This window comes from Enterobacter asburiae (assembly GCF_001521715.1).
GTDB lineage: Bacteria > Pseudomonadota > Gammaproteobacteria > Enterobacterales > Enterobacteriaceae > Enterobacter > Enterobacter asburiae.
Genome location: NZ_CP011863.1, coordinates 2,248,188 through 2,270,580, shown reverse-complemented (window position 1 = coordinate 2,270,580; position 22,393 = coordinate 2,248,188). Strand labels below are relative to the sequence as shown.

Sequence of the window (22,393 nt, the reverse complement as noted above, 5' to 3'; positions counted from 1 at the left end):
ACAACAAAAAAGCCGGGTTGCATTATGCACCCGGCTTTTTTTATGCCGCCTGTTCAGCGGTTTGCTGTGCCTTCAGCCAGGCAATCTCTTCTGCCCAGATGTCCGGATTAATTGTTTCCAGCACCATCGGAATACCGTCGAAGCGGGCGTCCTGCATAATGAAGCGGAACGCATCGTGGCCAATGTTGCCTTCTCCCAGGCTGTGGTGGCGGTCAACGCGGCTACCGAACGCACTTTTCGCATCGTTCAGGTGCATGCCGCGCAGGTACTTAAAGCCCACTATGCGCTCGAACTCATCGAACGTGTTTTTCGTTGCCTCGGTGGTGCGCAGGTCATAGCCGGCGGCAAACGCGTGGCAGGTATCAATGCATACGCCAACGCGGGATTTATCCTCCACGCCGTCGATGATCGCCGCCAGATGTTCAAACCTAAAGCCGAGGTTGCTGCCCTGACCGGCGGTATTCTCAATCACCGCGGTGACGCCTTTGGTCTTGTCCAGCGTGATGTTGATGGACTCGGCAATGCGCGCCAGGCAGGCATCTTCATCGATTTGCATCAGATGGCTACCCGGATGGAAGTTCAGCAGCGTCAGCCCCAGCTGTTCGCAGCGCTGTACTTCATCAAGAAACGCCTCGCGGGATTTTTCCAGCGCCTCTTCAACCGGGTGACCGAGGTTGATCAGGTAGCTGTCGTGGGGAAGGATTTGGCCTGGCCCGTAGTGGTACTTCTCACAAGCGGCCTTGAAATCATCAATCACCTCAGCGGTGAGCGCTGCGGCGCGCCACTGGCGCTGGTTTTTGGTGAACAGGGCGAAAGCGGTCGCCTCGATTTCGGCGGCGCGAATGGCGGCATTCGCAAGGCCACCTGCAGCGCTGACGTGCGCTCCAACATATTTCATAAAAAAACTCCTGCTAACCCGAAACGCTTATGATAGCGGGTTAGCAGGAGAAGGACGAGATGGTTTATGCCATCAGGCTGTGCACCGCGAGGTTAATGGCTCCGCCGCCGACAATCAGCCAGATGAAGAGCACCAGCGCCATCAGCAGCGGTTTGGCACCGGCTTTTTTCAGCGCGCTGACGTGTGTAGTGACCCCCAGCGCCGCCATGGCCATCGCCAGCAGCACGGTATCCAGCGTCACCAGCATATCGACAACGGCTTTCGGCAGCAGGTGGAAGGAGTTAAAGATAGCAACCGCGATGAACAGGATCGCAAACCACGGAATGGTGATTTTGCTTTTCTCGCTGCCGCCTGCCGGTGCCAGCTGCTTAACCCGCGCCGCGAGGAAAATCAGGAACGGTGCCAGCATCATCACGCGCAGCATTTTGGCAATCACCGCCGCGTTTTCAGCTTCCGGGTTAATGGCATGTCCTGCCGCCACCACCTGGGCCACTTCGTGCATGGTCGAACCGATATAGATGCCGTAGGTTTCCGGGCTAAACCAGTGCGCCACCAGCGGATACATCGCCGGGTAGAGGAAGATCGCCAGCGTACCGAAGATCACCACCGTCGCCACCGCCACGGTCACCTTGCTGGCTTCGGCTTTAACCACGGGCTCTGTTGCCAGCACCGCCGCGGCCCCACAGATACTGCTCCCGGCACCGATCAGCCAGCTGGTTTGCTTATCCAGGCCAAAGACTTTCTGGCCGATAAAGCAGGCCAGCAAAAAGGTGCTGGTCAGGGTCAGGACGTCGATGGCAATTCCGCTCACGCCCACGTCCGCAATCTGCGAAAAAGTGAGACGGAAGCCGTAAAGGATGATCCCGAGACGCAGCAGGTGCTGTTTGGCAAAGATCACGCCGCCGTCGCAGGATTTCCAGATATGTGGGTAAACGGTATTTCCCACGACCATGCCCAGCAAAATGGCCAGCGTCAACGCGCTAAAACCCGCGCCTGCGATAGCCGGGATGCTGCCGCCCCATAATGCTACGGCGGTCACTGCTGCGCTAAGCGCGAGGCCCGGCACGAAGTGCCACACTGTACGATGATGTTGTAGGGTGATTTCTGACATAACCTTCTCCTTTGTCTGGCTAAAGGTTACGGCGCTCTGGCTTAAAAATAAAATTGATTATATACTTATAATCAATCTATATAAGTGGTAAGCAACCATGCACATTACATTGCGTCAGCTGGAAGTGTTTGCCGAGGTGCTGAAAAGCGGCTCGACGACCCAGGCGTCACAAATGCTGGCGCTCTCGCAGTCTGCGGTCAGCGCGGCGCTGACCGATCTTGAAGGACAGCTGGGCGTTCAGCTTTTCGACCGGGTAGGGAAGCGTCTGGTGGTCAACGAGCACGGCCGTCTTCTTTATCCACGCGCGCTGGCGCTGCTGGAGCAGGCTATCGAAATCGAACAGCTGTTCCGCGAAGACAACGGCGCGATCCGCGTCTATGCCAGCAGCACCATTGGGAACTACATTCTGCCGGAAGTGATTGCCCGCTACCGCCGGGATTTCCCGACCCTGCCGCTGGAGATGAGCGTGGGCAATAGCCAGGACGTTATCAACGCGGTGATCGATTTCCGCGTGGATATCGGCCTCATCGAAGGACCTTGTCATAACGTCGATATCATTGCCGAGCCCTGGCTGGAAGATGAGCTGGTGGTGTTTGCGTCTCCGGCCTCGTCGTTATTGCAGGGCGAGGTGACGCTGGAGCGCCTGGCGCAGGCGCAGTGGATCCTGCGCGAGCAGGGCTCCGGCACGCGTGAAATTGTCGATTATTTGCTGCTTTCCCATCTGCCGCATTTCCAGTTAGGGATGGAGCTGGGGAACTCAGAGGCGATCAAGCACGCGGTGCGTCATGGCCTGGGGATCAGCTGTCTTTCCCGGCGCGTCATTGCCGAACAGCTTGAGACGGGGTCGCTGGTTGAAATCCCGGTTCCATTGCCGAAGCTGGTGCGCACGCTATGGTGCATCCATCACCGCCAGAAACACCTTTCCAGCTCTCTGCAGCGTTTTCTGCGCTACTGCGCCATTTAACGTTCCCCGGTGGCGCTTCGCTTACCGGGGCTACGCGCGCCTGTCACCCCACATTTTTATGCTTTACTTATAATCCTGGCCGAGTCATGAAGCTCTCTTATAACTGAGTATTTCTGCCGGAAGGAACGCGGATCGTCTGCTACAATCGCGCCTCATTTATTAAATGGACAGCATTTTCATATGGTTTCAGAAATTAAAACCACAGAAGCGCCCACGCTACGTCGTGAACTCAAGGCGCGTCACCTGACGATGATCGCCATTGGCGGCTCAATCGGTACAGGTCTTTTCGTTGCCTCTGGCGCAACGATTTCGGCAGCAGGCCCGGGTGGGGCACTCTTCTCTTATATCCTGATTGGCCTGATGGTGTACTTCCTGATGACCAGTCTCGGCGAACTGGCCGCGTACATGCCGGTATCCGGTTCGTTCTCGACCTACGGTCAAAAATACGTTGAAGAAGGCTTCGGCTTCGCGCTGGGCTGGAACTACTGGTACAACTGGGCGGTCACTATCGCCGTTGACCTTGTCGCCGCACAGCTGGTGATGAACTGGTGGTTCCCGGATACGCCGGGCTGGATCTGGAGCGCCCTGTTCCTGGCCGTCATCTTCCTGCTGAACTACATCTCCGTGCGCGGTTTCGGCGAAGCGGAATACTGGTTCTCTTTGATCAAAGTGGCAACCGTCATCATCTTTATTGTCGTCGGTGTGGCGATGATCGTTGGTATTTTCAAAGGCGCTGAACCTGTGGGCTGGAGTAACTGGACGATAGGCGATGCGCCGTTTGCCGGTGGACTGTCGGCGATGATTGGCGTGGCGATGATTGTCGGCTTCTCCTTCCAGGGGACCGAGCTGATTGGTATCGCCGCCGGTGAGTCAGAGAACCCGGAGAAAAATATTCCGCGTGCGGTCCGTCAGGTATTCTGGCGTATTCTGCTGTTCTATGTGTTCGCGATCCTGATTATCAGCCTGATCATCCCGTACACCGATCCAAGCCTGCTGCGTAATGACGTAAAAGACATTAGCGTCAGTCCGTTCACGCTGGTCTTCCAGCATGCCGGCCTGCTTTCAGCCGCGGCAGTGATGAACGCCGTTATCCTGACAGCTGTGCTTTCAGCCGGTAACTCCGGGATGTACGCGTCCACCCGTATGCTCTACACGCTGGCATGCGACGGTAAAGCACCGCGTATCTTCGCGAAGCTGTCCCGTGGCGGCGTGCCGCGTAACGCGCTGTACGCTACGACGGTGATTGCCGGTCTGTGCTTCCTGACCTCCATGTTTGGCAACCAGACGGTGTACCTGTGGCTGCTTAACACGTCCGGGATGACGGGCTTTATTGCCTGGCTGGGGATTGCCATTAGCCACTACCGTTTCCGCCGCGGTTTCGTCAAGCAGGGTCACGATATTAACTCGCTGCCGTATCGCTCCGGCTTCTTCCCGCTGGGTCCTATTTTCGCCTTCATTCTGTGCCTGATCATTACGCTTGGACAGAACTATGAAGCGTTCCTGGCGGACACCATTGACTGGGGCGCCGTGACGGCGACCTACATTGGTATTCCGCTGTTCCTCGTCATCTGGTTTGGCTACAAGCTGACGAAAGGAACAAAATTCGTTCGCTACAGTGAAATGGAATTCCCGGAACGATTTAAACAATAACCGCACTTCCTCTCTTTTAACCCGCTCATTCGAGCGGGTTTTTTTATGCCCGCCTCCTGAAACAAAGATATATTTCTTAACAATTTAATTGATAATAATTATCGTTTGCTTTATCGTTATCAAAAATAAGCGTGTCACCGACCCACCGCAGATGTGGGCGGCAAGGAAGACGCTGTGAGCAATGATGATTTGATTTAGTTGTATTTACCTCATGGAGATATGGAATGTTTAGGTTGAATCCCTTCGTCAGGGGAGGACTTTGTGCGTCCGCAATGTCCCTGGCCCTGCCTGTTATCGCAGCGGAATCCGGCGACACAATGGTTGTAACGGCCTCCGCGACCGAGCAAAACCTGAAAGACGCACCGGCAAGCATCAGCGTGATTACCCAGGAAGATTTGCAGCGCAAACCCGTTCAGAATCTGAAAGATGTGTTACGGGAGGTGCCGGGCGTTCAGCTCACGAGCGAAGGGGACAACCGTAAAGGGGTAAGTATTCGTGGACTGGACAGCAGCTATACGCTGATCCTGATCGACGGCAAGCGCGTCAACTCGCGTAACGCGGTGTTCCGCCATAATGATTTCGACCTCAACTGGGTGCCGGTTGACGCCATCGAACGCATCGAAGTGGTGCGCGGACCTATGTCTTCTCTGTACGGTTCCGATGCGCTGGGCGGCGTGGTGAACATTATCACCAAAAAAATCGGCCAGAAATGGACGGGCACCCTGAGCGCTGATTCCACGATTCAGGAGCACCGCGACCGTGGAGACACGTACAACGGCCAGTTCTATACCAGCGGTCCGCTGGTGGACGGCCTGCTGGGGCTGAAAGCCTACGGTAGCCTCGCGAAGCGTGAGAAAGACGGTCAGCAGAAGTCCTCCACCACGGCGAGCGGTGAAACGCCGCGCATTGAAGGCTTCACCAGCCGCGATGCGAATGTGGAGTTCTCCTGGACACCCTCTGAAAATCACGACTTTACGGCGGGCTACGGCTTCGACCGTCAGGATCGCGACTCGGATTCCCTCGACAAAAACCGCCTTGAGCGTCAGAACTACTCACTCAGCCACAACGGCCGTTGGGGCGTCGGCAACAGCGAGCTGAAGGTTTACGGCGAAAAGGTGGATAACAAAAACCCGGGCAACAGCAATCCTATCACCTCCGAGAGCAACGCGGTGGACGGAAAATACGTGCTGCCGCTGGGCGAAATCAACCAGCTGCTGACCTTCGGCGGCGAATGGCGTCACGATAAGCTGAAAGATCCGGTCAACCTGACGGGCGGTTCCAGCAGCAGTACCTCGACAAGCCAGTATGCCCTGTTCCTTGAGGACGAGTGGCGTCTCTTTGAACCTCTGGCGCTGACCACCGGCATCCGTATGGACGACCATGATACCTACGGCGATCACTGGAGCCCGCGAGCCTATCTGGTTTACAACGCGACCGATACCGTAACGGTGAAAGGGGGCTGGGCCACCGCGTTTAAAGCGCCGTCGCTGCTGCAGCTGAGCCCGGACTGGGTCACCGGCTCGTGTCGCGGTGCCTGTGAGATTGTCGGTAACCCGGATCTGAAACCGGAAACCAGCGAGAGCTTCGAATTCGGCCTGTACTACAGCGGGGAAGAGGGCTGGTTAGAGGGCGTGCAGGCCAGCGTCACCACCTTCCAGAATAACGTGGATGACCGCATCAGCATCAGCCGTACGGCCAATGCAAAACAGGCCCAGGGTTACCCTAACTACGTTGGCCTGAATGCGGACGGTGAGCCGATTTTCCGCTACTACAACGTTAACAAGGCGCGCATCCGCGGGGTGGAAACCGAGGTGAAGTTCCCGGTTGCCGAAGACTGGAAGGTGACGCTGAACTACACCTACAACGACGGTCGCGATATCAGCAACGGCGGCAACAAGCCGCTGTCCGATCTGCCGTTCCATACCGCCAACGGTACCGTTGACTGGAAGGCAACGCAGGACTGGTCGTTCTACGTTCAGGGCAACTACACCGGTGAGAAACGCGCGCTGACCAGCAGTGCAGCAACGCCGGGTGGCTATGTCATCTGGAATACCGGCGCCGCGTGGCAGGCGACGAAAAGCGTGAAGCTGCGCGCGGGCGTGCAGAACCTGCTGGATAAAGATCTGAGCCGTGACGATTACAGCTATACGGAAGATGGCCGTCGCTACTTTGTCGGCGTGGATTATAAGTTCTGATGCGGCCAGGGTAAAAGCAAAACGGCAACGTAAGTTGCCGTTTTTAGTATTTGTTCCCTCTCCCTGTGGGAGAGGGCCAGGGTGAGGGCATCAGAGCGCACGCAGCCGCACTTACCCAAACAAATGCTCCGCATGGAAGCGGAGATGATCCTCAATAAAGGATGCGATGAAGTAATAGCTGTGGTCATACCCCGGCTGTATGCGCAGCGTCAGCGGCCAGTCCTTCTGGCGTGCCGCTTCTGCCAGCACCGCAGGCTGCAGCTGTCCGGCGAGGAACTGGTCCGCATCGCCCTGATCGATAAGCATCGGGATCGCAGTTGCCGAGCTGCTGGCCAGCATCAGTGCACAGCTGTCCCATTCCTGCCATTTTGCTTCATCTTCACCCAGATAGTGCGCGAAGGCTTTTTGCCCCCACGGCACCTGCGTTGGGTTCACAATTGGCGCAAATGCCGACACGCTGACGTATTTTCCCGGATTTTTTAGCGCCATGATTAGCGCCCCGTGTCCGCCCATGGAGTGTCCGCTGATGGCGCAGCGGTCGCTTACCGCAAACCCGGACTGAATCAGCGCGGGCAGCTCGTCGCGAATGTAGTCATACATGCGGTAGTGGCGCGCCCAGGGCTGCTCGGTCGCATTGAGATAAAACCCGGCGCCTTTGCCCAGGTCGTATCCTGCATCGTCGGCCACATCATCGCCACGCGGGCTGGTATCAGGCATCACCAGCGCAATACCCAGCTCGGCGGCAACACGCTGCGCGCCCGCTTTGGTGGTGAAGTTTTCGTCGTTGCAGGTCAGGCCTGAAAGCCAGAACAGAACCGGCGGATTTTCCGTCGGCGGCAGGAAAATGCTGAACGTCATCGCACAGTTCAGGACGGTGGAGTCATGCCGCCAGCGCTGCTGTCGACCTTCAAAACAACGGTGCTCTTCGAGCAGTTCCATGCAGGGCTCCTTAATGAGAATGCGTATTCATAAAAACCATAATACAGCCTTTTCATTGACCTGTGAGTAACTTTCACTTTCGCCAGACGGCGAGATGCTGCATCATAAATTTACTTTTATTTAACAATTGGAGCGGTCATGGCGCTGCGTATTGCGCTCAGTGGGTTTGTCGTTCTGGTGGTGGCAATGGGGATAGGGCGCTTTGCCTTTACGCCTCAGGTGCCGCTCATGATTGCTGCCGGGCAGCTTACGCTGACCAGCGCGGGTCTGGTCGCGGCGATGAATTATCTGGGCTATCTGGTGGGCGCATGGGATGCAATGCGCGCGCACCGCTTTGTGGAAACGCGCCTCTGGCTTGGCATTACCGGCGCGGTTGCGCTGACGCTGCTCTCCGCGGCGGCGGATAACGCCGTCGTGCACGGCCTGCTGCGCTTCGTGATTGGCTGTATGAGCGGCTGGTCGATGGTACTCATTGCCGCCTGGACCAACGAACGGCTGGGGCAGCTGGGTAAACCGGGCCTGAGCGCCGCCGTGTTTGCCGGGCCGGGGGCGGGCATTGCCCTGAGCGGGCTGCTCGCCGTTTATATCCAGGCGAAATCCCTTTCGGCCGGAGCGGCATGGCAAATCTACGGCGTGCTGGCGCTGGTGCTGATTGCGCTGGTGGCGCGCTACCTTCCGCGATCCGGCCAGCTCCATCGCCCAGGCACCGCGCCGGAGCCGCTGGTGCTGACGGCGGATTTAAAGCGCCTGGTCTGGAGCTACAGCCTGGCCGGGTTTGGCTATATCCTCCCGGCGACATTCCTGTCGCAAATGGCGGCGGTGCGTTTTCCCGGCAGCCTGTTTGCCCAGTTTGTCTGGCCGATTTTTGGCATCGCCGCCGTGGTGGGCATTGCGCTCAGTATTCTTTTACGCCACACCTCAACGGCTAACCGCAGGCTGGCTATCGTGCTCTGGTTACAGGGAGCTGGCGTGCTGGCGGCCTGGCTGCTGCCGGGGATTGGCGGTTTGCTGACGGGCGGGCTGCTGGTGGGGGGCGGTTTCCTGTGTGCCGTGCAGCTCTCTCTTTTATACGGTCGCGAGCTGGCGCCAAACCACACGCGCTATATGGCCGGCCTGCTCACCACCGGGTATGCGATTGGTCAGTTGATTGGCCCGATGACCTCGGCGTTATCAACCTGGCTTATCCACCGGCTGGAGCCCGCGCTGGGGCTGGCGGGCGTTGCGCTGTTCGTCGGGGAGTCCTGGTCTGGAATCGTCACGCTGAAAGGCAACAGCAATTGCAATAATTATCGTCGTGAATACTGGATTATGTGCGCCGCCTCACGCACAATGAGCGCATACTTTTGCCACAACGAGGGCAAAAGACGCCACACCTGCAGGAGAACAAAATGTCATCACTCAGTAAAGAAGCTGCCCTGGTCCACGAAGCCCTGGTTGCGCGCGGTCTTGAAACGCCACTGCGTCCGCCCGTACAGGATTTGGACAATGAAACCCGCAAGCGTCTGATTGCCGGTCATATGACCGATATCATGGAGCTGCTGAATCTCGATCTGAGTGACGACAGTCTGATGGAGACGCCGCACCGCATCGCGAAAATGTACGTCGACGAAATTTTCTCCGGGCTGGATTACGCCAACTTCCCGAAAATCACCGTCATTGAAAACAAGATGAAAGTGGATGAGATGGTGACGGTACGCGATATCACGCTGACCAGCACCTGCGAACACCATTTTGTGACCATCGACGGTAAAGCGACCGTGGCGTATATCCCAAAAGATACGGTGATTGGCCTGTCGAAGATCAACCGCATCGTGCAGTTCTTTGCTCAGCGTCCGCAGGTGCAGGAGCGTCTGACGCAGCAGATCCTGACCGCGCTGCAAACGCTGCTGGGCACGAATAACGTGGCCGTCTCTATCGACGCGGTTCACTACTGCGTGAAGGCGCGCGGCGTGCGTGATGCGACCAGTGCAACGACCACCACGTCGCTGGGCGGCCTGTTCAAATCGAGCCAGAATACCCGCCAGGAGTTCCTGCGCGCCGTGCGTCACCACAACTAAGTCTTACAGGGCAGGAACCATGGAGCGAAACGTCACGCTCGATTTTGTTCGCGGCGTCGCCATTCTCGGTATCCTGCTGCTTAATATCAGCGCCTTCGGCCTGCCGAAGGCGGCTTATCTCAATCCCGCCTGGTATGGCGACATCACGCGCAGTGATGCCTGGACCTGGGCTCTCCTCGATCTCTTCGCGCAGGTTAAATTCCTCACGCTGTTTGCCCTGCTGTTTGGCGCTGGTCTGCAACTGCTCCTCAAACGCGGTACGCGCTGGATACAGTCGCGCCTGACGCTGCTGGTTCTTCTCGGCTTTATCCACGGCCTGTTCTTTTGGGACGGCGATATTCTTCTCGCGTATGGGTTAGTCGGGCTCATCTGCTGGCGTCTGATTCGCGATGCGCACAGCGTAAAAAGCCTGTTTAACACCGGCGTGATGCTCTATGTCATGGGGCTTGGGGTCCTGCTGCTGCTGGGGATGATCTCCGGCGAGGCGACGAACCGTTCCTGGATCCCGGATGCCGCTAACCTGCAGTACGAACAGTACTGGAAGCTGAAGGGCGGTACGGAAGCGATAAGCAACCGCGCGGATATGCTGGGGGATAACCTCCTTGCGCTGGGCGCGCAATACGGCTGGCAGCTGGCGGGCATGATGCTGATGGGCGCGTCACTGATGCGCACCGGCTGGCTGAAAGGGGAGTTCAGCCTGCGTCACTATCGGCGAACGGGTGTCGGGCTGGTGCTGATCGGCGTGCTGATTAACCTCCCGGCGATAATCACGCAGTGGCACATCCACTGGGATTACCGCTGGTGCGCGTTCCTGCTCCAGGTGCCGCGCGAGCTGAGCGCACCGTTCCAGACCATCGGCTACGCGGCATTGATCTATGGCTTCTGGCCAACGCTTTCCCGCCTGTGGATCGTCAGCGCTATCGCCTGCGTAGGCCGCATGGCGTTGAGCAATTACCTCCTGCAAACGCTTATCTGCACCACGCTTTTCTATCATCTTGGCCTGTTTATGAAATTCGACCGCCTCACGCTGCTGGCGTTTGTTATTCCGGTCTGGGTAATTAACCTGGCGTTTTCTGTTCTCTGGCTACGTTATTTTCGCCAGGGACCGCTGGAGTGGGTGTGGCGTCAGTTAACCGCACATGCTTCAGGGGTATCATTGAGGAACACATCCAGATAACGATCTGGATCACAATCATTAACAAAACGGATGTAAGCGTTTTCATGAGTGTGAGCTTCTTCACGTAGTCCCCTTTCTCTCGCTGCCAAAATAGCCACCTTGCTAAACACAGGGGGTGTCTGTGAGTTGCTGCAATCCTTTGAAGGATGGTGAATATGATCACCATTCGTGACGTCGCCCGTCAGGCGGGCGTTTCTGTGGCTACTGTCTCACGCGTGCTGAACAATAGCGCGCTGGTCAGCCCTGAAACCCGTGAAACCGTAATGAAAGCCGTGACCCAGCTCGGGTATCGGCCAAATGCCAATGCCCAGGCGCTTGCGACGCAGGTCAGCGACACCATCGGCGTGGTGGTGATGGATGTATCAGATGCTTTTTTCGGCGCGCTGGTCAAAGCGGTCGACGTGGTCGCCCAGCAGCATCAGAAATATGTGCTGATCGGCAATAGTTATCATGAGGCGGAAAAGGAGCGACACGCCATCGAAGTGCTGATCCGCCAGCGCTGTAACGCCCTGATTGTCCACTCAAAAGCCTTGAGCGATGAAGAGCTAACCGGCTTTATGGATCAGATCCCGGGCATGGTGCTGATCAACCGCATCGTTCCCGGCTATGCCCACCGCTGCGTCGGGCTGGATAACGTCAGCGGCGCCATGATGGCGACGAAAATGCTCATCAACAACGGGCATCAGCGGATCGGCTATCTGGCTTCCAGCCATCATATTGAAGATGACGACCTGCGGCGCGAGGGGTGGCAAAACGCCCTGAAAGAGCACGGCATTACGCCGTCAGAAAGCTGGACGGGCACCGGTACGCCGGACATGCAGGGCGGCGAGGCGGCAATGGTGGAGCTGCTGGGCCGCAACCTGCAGCTTACTGCGGTGTTTGCCTATAACGACAGCATGGCGGCAGGAGCTCTGACGGCGCTGAAAGATAACGGCATTGCGGTGCCACAGCATTTATCACTCATTGGTTTTGATGATATTCCGATTGCCCGTTACACCGATCCGCAGCTGACAACGGTGCGTTATCCCATTGCTTCTATGGCGAAACTGGCGACTGAACTGGCGTTACAGGGGGCGGCAGGGCTGCTGGATCCGGGCGCAACACACTGTTTCATGCCGACTTTAGTGCGTCGGCACTCCGTCGCGGCCCGGCAAATTGTGGTTCCGATCACTAACTGATTACATCAGGTGATGTAACCGTTTTCAATCTGTGAGTAAATTCACAGTATCTTAACAAGGCGCTGACTATGATGTCAGCGTTTTAGGGGCTGAAACGCTATGTAACGGTGATTATTCACTTTCACTATAGCCAATGTGCCGCAAACAACGAATAAAACGCATTTCTGGAGCGTTACCGAACACGGAAGATAGAAATTTTATAAGTGAACTTCGGCTGTCAGTAACGTTTTATTAACACCTGCCTGCCGATCGTTATTCACAAGAACTACCCTGCATAAAAAAAACCGGAGATACCATGAATAAGAAGGTGTTGACCCTGTCTGCCGTAATGGCAAGCATGCTTTTTGGTGCAGCAGCGCACGCTGCGGATACCCGTATTGGTGTGACCATCTATAAATACGACGACAACTTCATGTCTGTTGTGCGTAAAGCGATTGAGAAAGATGCGAAAGCAGCGCCAGACGTTCAGCTGCTGATGAACGACTCCCAGAACGACCAGTCCAAACAGAACGACCAGATCGACGTTCTGCTGGCGAAAGGCGTGAAAGCCCTTGCCATCAACCTGGTTGACCCGGCTGCAGCAGGCACGGTTATTGAAAAAGCGCGCGGCCAGAACGTGCCAATCGTCTTCTTCAACAAAGAACCTTCCCGTAAAGCGCTGGATAGCTACGACAAAGCGTATTACGTCGGTACCGACTCCAAAGAGTCAGGTATTATTCAGGGCGATCTGATCGCCAAACACTGGGCGGCGAACCCGAACTGGGACCTGAACAAAGACGGTCAGATTCAGTTCGTGCTGCTGAAAGGCGAACCCGGCCACCCGGATGCTGAAGCCCGTACCACTTACGTTATCAAAGAGCTGAACGACAAGGGTCTGAAAACCCAGCAGCTGGCGTTAGATACCGCGATGTGGGATACCGCTCAGGCGAAAGATAAGATGGACGCGTGGCTGTCCGGCCCTAATGCGAACAAAATCGAAGTGGTTATCGCCAACAACGATGCCATGGCAATGGGTGCGGTAGAAGCGCTGAAAGCACACAACAAATCCTCCATTCCTGTGTTCGGCGTAGATGCACTGCCTGAAGCGCTGGCGCTGGTTAAATCCGGTGCGATGGCCGGTACCGTTCTAAACGATGCCAACAACCAGGCGAAAGCGACCTTCGATCTGGCGAAAAACCTGGCCGATGGCAAAGGCGCGGCTGATGGTACCAGCTGGAAAATTGAAAACAAAATCGTTCGCGTACCTTACGTGGGCGTAGACCAGTCCAACCTGGCTGAGTTTATCGGTAAATAAGTTAGCGGTACTGTCTCCACTGGGCGCAATTCGTTGCGCCCTTTTATAACGCGATATGCGAGGCCAACAAGGTATAATTATGGTCAGCACAAATACTCAGTCATCCGGTGAATACCTGTTGGAAATGAGCGGTATCAACAAGTCATTTCCCGGCGTTAAGGCACTCGATAATGTTAATTTAAAAGTTCGTCCTCACTCTATTCATGCCCTGATGGGGGAGAACGGTGCGGGTAAATCAACATTATTAAAATGTCTTTTTGGGATCTATCAAAAAGATTCTGGCAGCATTCTTTTTCAGGGGAAAGAGATCGATTTCCATTCAGCGAAAGAAGCACTGGAAAACGGTATCTCGATGGTTCACCAGGAATTAAACCTGGTGCTGCAGCGTTCAGTCATGGATAACATGTGGTTGGGACGTTATCCAACCAAGGGTGTCTTTGTCGATCAGGACAAAATGTATCGCGACACCAAAGCGATTTTTGATGAGCTGGATATTGATATCGATCCGCGCGCCCGCGTGGGAACATTATCCGTCTCCCAGATGCAGATGATCGAAATCGCCAAAGCGTTCTCCTATGATGCGAAAATCGTCATCATGGACGAACCGACATCGTCATTAACGGAAAAAGAGGTTAATCACCTTTTTACCATTATTCGTAAGCTAAAAGATCGCGGCTGCGGCATTGTGTATATCTCCCACAAAATGGAAGAGATCTTCCAGCTGTGCGATGAGATTACCATCCTGCGCGACGGTCAGTGGATTGCCACGCAGCCGCTGGAAGGGCTGGACATGGACAAGATCATCGCCATGATGGTCGGCCGTTCCCTTAATCAGCGCTTCCCGGACAAAGAAAACAAGCCGGGCGAAGTGATCCTGGAAGTGCGCAATCTGACCTCGTTACGTCAGCCGTCTATTCGCGATGTCTCCTTCGACCTGCACAAGGGCGAAATCCTGGGGATTGCCGGTCTGGTTGGCGCAAAACGCACCGACATCGTGGAAACCCTGTTTGGCATCCGTGAGAAAACTCAGGGCACCATTACGCTGCACGGAAAGAAAATTAACAACCACAACGCCAACGAAGCCATTAATAATGGTTTTGCGCTGGTGACGGAAGAGCGTCGTTCGACCGGTATTTATGCTTATCTGGATATTAACTTTAACTCGTTAATTTCTAACATTCGCAATTACAAAAACAAAGTCGGACTGCTGGATAACTCCCGCATGAAGAGCGATACCCAATGGGTTATTGACTCCATGCGCGTGAAAACGCCGGGACACCGCACCCAAATTGGTTCGCTGTCAGGCGGTAACCAGCAGAAAGTCATTATCGGACGTTGGTTATTAACCCAGCCAGAAATTCTGATGCTGGATGAACCGACCCGCGGTATTGACGTCGGCGCGAAGTTTGAAATTTATCAGCTGATTGCCGAGCTGGCGAAAAAGAATAAAGGGATCATTATTATTTCTTCCGAAATGCCGGAATTGTTAGGGATCACGGATCGTATTCTGGTTATGAGCAATGGTCTCGTTGCCGGTATTGTTGACACCAAAACGACAACGCAAAACGAAATTTTGCGTCTTGCGTCTTTGCACCTTTAAGATCAGGGGCTCCTCATGAGTGCGTTAAATAAAAAAAGTTTTCTCACTTACCTGAAAGAAGGCGGTATTTACGTTGTTCTTTTAGTACTGCTGGCTATCATCATTTTCCAGGACCCTACGTTCTTAAGCCTGCTGAACCTGAGTAACATTCTGACCCAGTCCTCCGTGCGTATTATCATTGCGCTGGGCGTGGCGGGCCTGATCGTAACCCAGGGGACGGACCTTTCTGCCGGTCGTCAGGTAGGGCTGGCGGCGGTTATCGCGGCAACCCTGCTGCAGTCGATGGAAAACGCCAATAAGGTCTTCCCGGAAATGGCCACCATGCCGATTTTCGTGGTGATCCTGATTGTCTGCGCCATCGGTGCGGTGATTGGTCTGATCAACGGTATTATCATCGCCTACCTGAACGTGACGCCGTTTATCACCACGCTGGGTACGATGATCATCGTTTACGGTATCAACTCCCTGTACTACGACTTTGTCGGTGCTTCCCCAATCTCGGGTTTTGACAGCGGCTTCTCGACCTTTACGCAAGGGTTTATCGCGCTGGGCAGCTTCCGCCTGTCGTATATCACCTTCTATGCGCTGATTGCGGTGGCCTTCGTCTGGATCCTGTGGAACAAAACTCGCTTTGGTAAAAACATCTTCGCTATCGGCGGGAACCCGGAAGCGGCGAAAGTGTCCGGCGTGAACGTTGCCCTGAACCTGCTCATCATTTATGCCCTGTCCGGCGTGTTCTACGCCTTCGGCGGGATGCTGGAAGCGGGCCGTATCGGCTCTGCAACCAACAACCTTGGCTTCATGTACGAGCTGGATGCAATCGCAGCCTGCGTGGTGGGCGGCGTCTCCTTCAGCGGCGGCGTGGGTACGGTACTGGGCGTGGTGACCGGTGTGATCATCTTCACCGTCATCAACTACGGCTTGACCTATATCGGCGTGAACCCGTACTGGCAGTACATTATCAAAGGCGCCATCATTATCTTCGCGGTTGCGCTGGATTCACTGAAGTATGCGCGTAAGAAGTAATTGCTCCTCGCGTTATCCGGCCCGCTCATCGAGCGGGCTTTTTTATGCCTTATGCCAGCTGTGACTCCTCTCGGGTCACAATGCGCTCAAACCAGTCGAGTTCGGAGAGCTTGCAGGCGACCCACTGTTCGGAAAAAGCGTCGCCCAGGCTGTCGGTGAGGTACTGACAGCGGGCAAAGGTCTCAATCGCCTCCTGCTGAAACAGCGGCAGTTCGGGACGATCGTGCTGCGGTTCGGGCAAATCCTCGTCGTCGGTGTTTTCCAGCCCGTACAGCATGCCGGTCAGGATAGTGGCTGCCACCAGATACGGATTGGCATCGGCCCCGGCCAGCCGGTACTCGATACGACGGTTGTGGTCATCCGAGCAGGGAATACGCAGGGCGGCGGAGCGGGTGTTATAACCCCAGGAGTTAAATACGGGCTCCGTCAGGTTTTTACGCAGACGACGAAACGCGTTAACGCCCGGCGCAAGAATGGCGACAGAGGCGGGCATCAGCGCCAGCTGCCCCGCGATGCACAAACGCATCATGCTGTTAAGCGCGTCCACCGGGGAAGCAAAGACGTTTTCGCCGCGACTGTTATTCAGGCTGAAATGGAAGTGCAGGCCGCTGCCGGAAAGCTGGCTGAAAGGCTTAGCCATGAAGTTGGCCTGCAGGCCGTGCTTTTCGGCAACGTATCGGGTCAGGCGACGAAGCGCCAGCACGTTATCGCAGACCTCAACGACGCGATGGCTGTGCTTCAGGTTTAATTCGTACTGACCGGACTCGGCTTCCGCCACGATCCCGCACATCGGGATGCGCTGCAGGTGCGCCAGCTGTTCCAGCTCGTCAAACAGCGCCGCGTGGGCTGTCGTAGTATCCATGTGAAAACAGCCCTGATTTTGCGGATCCCGATCGTCATGCCCCGTCAGATAGAACTCGATTTCCGGGGCAATCACCGGGAAGAGGCCGTGCTGATGGAAGCGGGCCAGCACGTTCTGCAGTATCACGCGCGGCTCAAGCGGGCAGGGGGTATTGTCGCTGTCTTTCATCGTCAGCAGGATCTGCGCGTTGTGCTGAGGATCCTGCGGACAGGGGCGCAGGGAGCCGGCGACCGGAACGCAGAGTCGGTCCGGCTCATCATGAAGCGGGGCGGCGATTTTTCCTTTCTGATCCATCGAGTAGACCGAAAGGGGAAAATAACAGCCTTTTTCCAGGCTCAGCATGCTCTCCACCGACAGACGCTTGCCGCGCATCGTGCCGTTGATATCGTTCAGGTAAACGTCTACATGTTTCGTCTGCGGGTAACGTTCCAGATAATCTGCCACTTCCACTGAAATGTTGTGCTGCAGGGCGTCAATTTTTTCATCAAGCCAGAGACCGGAATTGAGTGCGCCAGGAAGTGATAAACCGGGAAAGTTAAAATACGGACGGAGACTTTTGAGGAAAAACGCATTCATTATTGAGTTCATAGTCATTCTTCAATGAAGCCGTAGCGGCAGTGAACTCAGCTTAAAAGAGCCGATGTAAAGGGGGGATAAAAAGCGTCAGGCCCGGCGTAAAGAAAGTATAAAGGCGGCCCTGCTATTTCTCTTTTTTCTGCATATCCAGCAGCTGTTCGGGCGTGACGGCCGGGTAACCCTGCGCGTCTTCCGGCACTTCGTGCATCGCCGGAATCGGCACCAGCGGGCCTAAAAAGCGCGGTTCGCGTTTGAAGATATACAGATCGGCCAGGGCGCCAAAACGCGCGCCGAACTCGCGCACGCGCACGCTCAGCATATCTTTTGGCGACGGCACCGCGTAACACTGCGCCTGAATGCCCATATGCAGCGCGATAAACAGCGCGCGCTCGCAGTGGAAGCGCTGGGTGATGATGATGAAGTCGTTGGTGTCGAAGACTTTACGCGTGCGCACGATGGAGTCCAGGGTGCGGAATCCGGCGTAGTCGAGCACGATATCGGCAGGATCCACGCCCGCGGCAATCAGGTCCTTACGCATCGTCACCGGTTCATTGTAGCTTTGCAGGGCGTTATCGCCGCTCAGCAGCAGGTAGTTCACCTTGCCGCTGTTGTAGGCGTTCAGCGCGCCCTGAATGCGGTAACGGTAATACTGGTTAATCACGCCGGTGCGGTAATACTTGGCGGTGCCGAGGACCACGCCAACCTGACGATAGGGCAGATCCTGCAGGTCATCAAAGATGTAGGGGGCGGTTTTCCAGCTCATCCAGCGGTCGAGACCCAGCACGATCAACAGCAGTATGCCGACCAGGACAGACAGGCTGTAAAAAACGCGCTTTAACATGGAGATGGCTCGTTCGTGGATGAAATTTAACTCAGGCTACTTTACCCGCCTGGTTAGCGCAAGAAACAGCGACTCAACTGAGGGGTTTTTCAGCAAACTGGCGGGCATTTCTGCCCGCCGGAAGGATTACGCAAGCAGTACGCGGTCAATCGTCGTGCAGCCCAGCGCTTTAAGCGTCGCGGCGGTCGCATCCCACTGAATCAGCGGCGCATCGGCAATTTCTGCCAGAATAGCGCGCTGAATGTCCGGATAGTCATAGCCGTTCAGGCTCAGCAGGTTAAGCGCGCCCTGCAGCGGAGGCAGGGTTGGGTTAAACGCGGCGTTTTCCGCGTAGCTGCCGCTAAAGATCCGGCCATCGCGGCACTGCAGCGCCACGCCGCTCGGGGACTTGCTGTACGGAGTGTGGCTTTTGTTGGCCGCGCGAATGGCCGCCTGGTTCAGGTCATCGCCGGACAGGGCGTAACCGTGGTCCTGCTCGTCCATCAGCAGCGTTTTGATCTCCAGATCTTTCGGGCCAAACGCGTCAGGCAGATAATCCCCCAGCGTGTGCGGCGCGCGGCCTGGCAGGTTGATGCGCAGCTGCAGCCCGCTGTTCAGCTCGTTCATAAACTGACGGCAGTGGCCGCAGGGGGTGTAGTTAACGGTAATGGCGCTCAGGGCTTTTTCACCGCGCAGCCAGGCGTGGCTGATGGCGCTCTGCTCGGCGTGAACGGTCTGCTGCATGGTCGCGCCCAGGAACTCCATATTGCCGCCGAAGTACCAGGTTCCGCTGACGCCGCGCGCAATGGCCCCGACGTTAAAGTGGGAGAGATCGGCCCGCGCGCAGGCGGCAGCCAAAGGAAGCAGTGCGAAAGCCAGCGCGTCTTCGTCCAGTCCCGTTGCTTGTTTCAGCATCGTGACCTGCTCCGCGGTCAGCAGGGCGGGGAAGTGTGCATCTGCCAGAACGGGAGCCAGGGCTGACTGCAAATTCTCTGCAAGCTGGGCGAAAGCAGCTTGAAAACGTGGGTGCATGGCGTTTGCCTCATAAAGGTTAATGGATCGGTAGTTTACGGAGCCGCCAGGGCTTTATATGTGATCCACTTCTCATTATGTATGCAACTTATGAAATCAAAATGAAATTTGCGCGACGCATCGCAAATTTTAGCCCATCACCGCCAGAATCAGCGGGAAAATGAACGGGGCCAGCAGGGAGGTGATAATCCCGCAGATCACCAGCGCCAGGGAACTAAACGCCCCTTCCTGATAATCCAGCTCCGCACAGCGGGCGGTGCCCAGGGCGTGGGAGGCGGTCCCCATTGACAGTCCCCGTGCCGCTTTAGTGTGAATACGCATCCCGTTCAGCAGGGTGTGACCAAACACCGCACCGAGAATACCGACGAAAATGACGCACATCGCGCTGATGGCCGGGATCCCGCCAAGGCTGCCACCCACTGCCATCGCGATAGGCGTGGTCACCGATTTAGGCAGAATAGAGGCGGCAATCTGCGGGGAGGCCCCCATCAACAGCGCTACCGACGTGCCGGTGATCATCGCCACCAGGCTGCCCACAAAACAGATGGTGATGATGGATTTCCAGCGGGCGCGGATCTGGTGGAGCTGCTCATATAAAGGAAAGGCGAGCGCCACAACGGCAGGCTGCAGCAGGTCGTTTAAAATTTTGCTGCCGGCAAAGTAGCGTTCGTAAGGAATGCCGGTGAGCAGCAGGAGCGGAATGATCACCACCATCGCCACCAGAAGCGGGTTCAGCAACGGCATTTTAAAACGTGCGGCAAGCTTGCGCGCGGCGAAGAACACCGCCAGGGTTAACGGCAGCGACCACCAGATATTGGCCATCATTTTTTTGTTTTCTCCCCGACCACGTTACGTTCGCCATGCACCAGATGCGAACTCCAGCTCACCACAAGGAAAACCACCAGCGTACTGACCGCGCAGGAGACCACAATCGGGCCGAACTGGGCCTTGAGCAAATCAAAATACTGCATGACCCCGACGCCGATAGGCACGAAAAGCAGCGCCATGTAGCGAATAAGGACGAAGCAGCCGGGATTGACCCATTTTGCGGGCAGGATTTGCAGCGCCAGCAAAACAAAGAGGATCAGCATACCGATAATGCTGCCGGGAATGACGATGGGCAGCAGCGACGCGATGAATATCCCGGCATACAGGCAGGCGTATATCAGAACGAATGCGCGCAGATATTGCCAGATAATGTTCAATGATTTGCTCATGGTGATAGTCCTTGCTGAAACGAATTCATCATACAATTAAACCTAAAAATGTGCCACGGATCACATCATGAAATTTGAGCATACCAGACATTCCAGGATGGAACGTCCGGTATCACCGCACAGGGGCAGGCTACAGTTTAGAGGAAAGGGAGTGCGGTGGCGAAGTGACGAGCCAGTGAAATACCTCTGAGTCAGGCCTCGCGTTGGGCGGCGAGTTTATCCAGAAAGGAAAACAGCACCTGATTCATTTCGCGATAATCATGCGAGCGAAGTTTTTCCGCCGTTTCGACAAAACGAAATTCAGCCGCGCGGCGGAGATCGTTCGGCGAATGTTCAATCAGCAGCTCAACCACCTCCGGCGTCAGTTCCATATGGCACTGAAAACCGTAAACCCGTTCGCCATATTGCACGATCTGACGGGGGCAGCCCTCGCTGTAAGCCAGCACCTTAGCCTGCGGCGTCAACCCCGGCATGTCGTTATGCCAGTGACCGACGTTCAGCTCGTGGCCAAAATCCTTAAACAGCGGGTTGGCCTTGCCTGCATCCGTGAGCCTGACGGGAAATTTGCCGATCTCTTTTTCCGGGCTATGGCAAAACGCTGCGCCCAGCGCTTCACCGATAAGCTGCGAGCCCAGACAAACGCCAATCACCGTTTTACCCGCCTCTATTGCGCGGCCGATGAGCCGCATTTCCGCCTGCGCATCAAACCAGGGGCACTCCTTAAGCGTGGTGGCAGGTGACTGCGGGCCTCCCATGATGATAAGCAAGTCTGTGCTCTCCAGATCCTCGGGTAAAGGATCGCCCTGATAAACTCTGGAGTAGCTCATACTACAGCCGCGCTTTGTCCCCCAGATTTCATATGCGCCTGGCGCTTCGAAATGTTCATGAATGATAAATTGAATGTGCATTGCGTCTCTTTCCGGTTACGTGTACAAGCAGCATCATAAGAGGAAGGGAGGAATGTGAAATGCCAACCTTTATCGATAAAACGCCAATTCACGACGATGCCATCGGATGGTCCAGAGGGGCAATTAGCTATACGCGCGGCGAAGTGGATCCCCCTCACCAGCATCCACAGGGGCAGCTTTTGTTTGCCATCAAAGGGGTGATGCTGGTCGAAACCGGCAATAAGCGTTGGGTCATACCGCCACAGCGCGCGCTGTGGATCCCTCCCTTTCAGGAACACACCTACAGCGTGTTATCCACAACGGAGCTCCGCGCGGTCTGGTTTAGCCCGGCGCTGATATCGCAATGCGAGCCTTTTAAACGGAAAGAAGAGGTTCACGTGATTACGGCGACAGCGTTGTTCAAAGAGCTCATTGCCGGGCTGTTCAGTGCGCAATACCGGCCAGCCAGTCAGCGCAGCATGGCCGTTTTGCTGCTCGAAATCCTCAGCGAGGCGCAGCAGATTTCGGCCGAATTACCAATGCCGGTGGATGAGCGGTTACATCGCGTCGCCTGTGACATCATTGCCAGCAATCTCTGGGACGTTTCGATGGAAAGGCTGGCGGAACAGGTCGCGATGTCTGAACGCACATTCTCACGCGCGTTTATCAAAGATACCGGCTTTAGCTTCCGGGCCTGGCGACAGCGAGCAAGGATTTGTGCCTCGCTGGACCTGCTCGCAAACGGATACCCGGCTAAGCAGGTGGCTTGGATGCTGGGGTTTTCTGGCTCGGCGGCATTTGCGGCGGCGTTTCGCGCCGTTGTCGGGGCAACGCCAGCTGACTTTTTCCCTGAACAGAAGCGCTTCCCAGCGATATAGAGAGCGGCTACTATAGCGCGTCTTTTTTCACA

19 protein-coding genes and 1 pseudogene are annotated in these 22,393 nt (G+C 55.9%); 11 read left to right on the top strand and 9 right to left on the bottom strand.

Annotation, left to right across the window (positions count from 1 at the left end; all coding sequences use genetic code 11):
• Positions 1 to 40: 40 nt before the first annotated feature.
• Positions 41 to 898 carry a deoxyribonuclease IV gene (gene nfo / locus ACJ69_RS11080; protein WP_024908173.1) on the bottom strand — a complete coding sequence of 286 codons (858 nt, stop codon included), beginning with the start codon at positions 896 to 898 and terminating at the stop codon, positions 41 to 43.
• Between the two features lie 64 nt (positions 899 to 962).
• A complete protein-coding gene (locus tag ACJ69_RS11075) occupies positions 963 to 2,009 on the bottom strand; it encodes a YeiH family protein (RefSeq protein WP_059347049.1) in 1,047 nt (348 codons plus the stop codon).
• 97 nt (positions 2,010 to 2,106) lie between these two features.
• On the opposite strand from ACJ69_RS11075, the gene yieE reads away from it, so the two are divergent.
• The 3 genes from yieE (at position 2,107) to cirA (ending at position 6,818) form a co-directional block, all read left to right on the top strand.
• Positions 2,107 to 2,973 carry a DNA-binding transcriptional regulator YeiE gene (gene yieE / locus ACJ69_RS11070; RefSeq protein WP_023312476.1) on the top strand — a complete coding sequence of 289 codons (867 nt, stop codon included), beginning with the start codon at positions 2,107 to 2,109 and terminating at the stop codon, positions 2,971 to 2,973.
• 180 nt (positions 2,974 to 3,153) lie between these two features.
• Positions 3,154 to 4,623: an amino acid permease gene (locus ACJ69_RS11065; protein WP_029740408.1), complete on the top strand. Its 1,470-nt coding sequence runs from the start codon at positions 3,154 to 3,156 to the stop codon at positions 4,621 to 4,623.
• A 224-nt stretch (positions 4,624 to 4,847) separates the two neighbouring features.
• Complete coding sequence (gene cirA, locus ACJ69_RS11060; RefSeq protein ID WP_059347048.1) at positions 4,848 to 6,818, top strand: catecholate siderophore receptor CirA; 1,971 nt, start codon at positions 4,848 to 4,850, stop codon at positions 6,816 to 6,818.
• Positions 6,819 to 6,929: 111 nt separating this feature from the next.
• Here cirA and fghA read toward each other — a convergent pair whose 3' ends face one another.
• Positions 6,930 to 7,757 (bottom strand): S-formylglutathione hydrolase, encoded by an 828-nt coding sequence (gene fghA / locus ACJ69_RS11055; RefSeq protein ID WP_059347047.1) that lies wholly within the window; start codon positions 7,755 to 7,757, stop codon positions 6,930 to 6,932.
• A 138-nt stretch (positions 7,758 to 7,895) separates the two neighbouring features.
• Between fghA and ACJ69_RS11050 the strand changes: the two are divergent.
• The 7 genes and pseudogenes from ACJ69_RS11050 (at position 7,896) to mglC (ending at position 16,089) form a co-directional block, all read left to right on the top strand.
• Positions 7,896 to 9,043: pseudogene (locus ACJ69_RS11050) on the top strand (YbfB/YjiJ family MFS transporter).
• A 102-nt stretch (positions 9,044 to 9,145) separates the two neighbouring features.
• Positions 9,146 to 9,814: a GTP cyclohydrolase I FolE gene (gene folE, locus ACJ69_RS11045; RefSeq protein ID WP_008500927.1), complete on the top strand. Its 669-nt coding sequence runs from the start codon at positions 9,146 to 9,148 to the stop codon at positions 9,812 to 9,814.
• Positions 9,815 to 9,833: 19 nt separating this feature from the next.
• Positions 9,834 to 10,991: a DUF418 domain-containing protein YeiB gene (gene yeiB / locus ACJ69_RS11040; protein ID WP_059347046.1), complete on the top strand. Its 1,158-nt coding sequence runs from the start codon at positions 9,834 to 9,836 to the stop codon at positions 10,989 to 10,991.
• 155 nt (positions 10,992 to 11,146) lie between these two features.
• Positions 11,147 to 12,169, top strand: a complete 1,023-nt coding sequence (gene galS, locus ACJ69_RS11035) for an HTH-type transcriptional regulator GalS (RefSeq protein ID WP_029740403.1) — start codon at positions 11,147 to 11,149, stop codon at positions 12,167 to 12,169.
• Positions 12,170 to 12,464: 295 nt separating this feature from the next.
• Positions 12,465 to 13,463 (top strand): galactose/glucose ABC transporter substrate-binding protein MglB, encoded by a 999-nt coding sequence (mglB, locus tag ACJ69_RS11030; protein ID WP_023312468.1) that lies wholly within the window; start codon positions 12,465 to 12,467, stop codon positions 13,461 to 13,463.
• Between the two features lie 79 nt (positions 13,464 to 13,542).
• Positions 13,543 to 15,063 carry a galactose/methyl galactoside ABC transporter ATP-binding protein MglA gene (gene mglA, locus ACJ69_RS11025; RefSeq protein ID WP_059347045.1) on the top strand — a complete coding sequence of 507 codons (1,521 nt, stop codon included), beginning with the start codon at positions 13,543 to 13,545 and terminating at the stop codon, positions 15,061 to 15,063.
• A 15-nt stretch (positions 15,064 to 15,078) separates the two neighbouring features.
• Positions 15,079 to 16,089, top strand: a complete 1,011-nt coding sequence (gene mglC, locus ACJ69_RS11020; RefSeq protein ID WP_008500921.1) for a galactose/methyl galactoside ABC transporter permease MglC — start codon at positions 15,079 to 15,081, stop codon at positions 16,087 to 16,089.
• A gap of 49 nt (positions 16,090 to 16,138) precedes the next feature.
• Here the strand turns inward: mglC and ACJ69_RS11015 are convergent, their stop codons facing one another.
• From ACJ69_RS11015 to ACJ69_RS10990, 6 genes are all read right to left on the bottom strand, one after another.
• On the bottom strand, positions 16,139 to 17,527 hold the full coding sequence (locus tag ACJ69_RS11015; RefSeq protein WP_054829877.1) for a glutamine synthetase family protein: 1,389 nt from the start codon (positions 17,525 to 17,527) through the stop codon (positions 16,139 to 16,141).
• Positions 17,528 to 17,651: 124 nt separating this feature from the next.
• Positions 17,652 to 18,368: an outer membrane permeability protein SanA gene (sanA, locus tag ACJ69_RS11010; RefSeq protein WP_008500918.1), complete on the bottom strand. Its 717-nt coding sequence runs from the start codon at positions 18,366 to 18,368 to the stop codon at positions 17,652 to 17,654.
• Positions 18,369 to 18,494: 126 nt separating this feature from the next.
• On the bottom strand, positions 18,495 to 19,379 hold the full coding sequence (gene cdd, locus ACJ69_RS11005; protein ID WP_059347044.1) for a cytidine deaminase: 885 nt from the start codon (positions 19,377 to 19,379) through the stop codon (positions 18,495 to 18,497).
• 129 nt (positions 19,380 to 19,508) lie between these two features.
• Positions 19,509 to 20,204: a CidB/LrgB family autolysis modulator gene (locus ACJ69_RS11000; RefSeq protein ID WP_047647262.1), complete on the bottom strand. Its 696-nt coding sequence runs from the start codon at positions 20,202 to 20,204 to the stop codon at positions 19,509 to 19,511.
• Complete coding sequence (locus tag ACJ69_RS10995; RefSeq protein ID WP_023312463.1) at positions 20,201 to 20,596, bottom strand: CidA/LrgA family protein; 396 nt, start codon at positions 20,594 to 20,596, stop codon at positions 20,201 to 20,203. Before ACJ69_RS10995 ends, ACJ69_RS11000 begins: the two co-directional genes overlap by 4 nt.
• A gap of 191 nt (positions 20,597 to 20,787) precedes the next feature.
• Positions 20,788 to 21,504, bottom strand: a complete 717-nt coding sequence (locus tag ACJ69_RS10990) for a type 1 glutamine amidotransferase (RefSeq protein ID WP_059347043.1) — start codon at positions 21,502 to 21,504, stop codon at positions 20,788 to 20,790.
• Between the two features lie 59 nt (positions 21,505 to 21,563).
• Here ACJ69_RS10990 and ACJ69_RS10985 point away from each other — a divergent pair, with 59 nt between their 5' ends.
• Positions 21,564 to 22,361 carry an AraC family transcriptional regulator gene (locus tag ACJ69_RS10985; RefSeq protein WP_054829875.1) on the top strand — a complete coding sequence of 266 codons (798 nt, stop codon included), beginning with the start codon at positions 21,564 to 21,566 and terminating at the stop codon, positions 22,359 to 22,361.
• Positions 22,362 to 22,393: the final 32 nt, after the last annotated feature.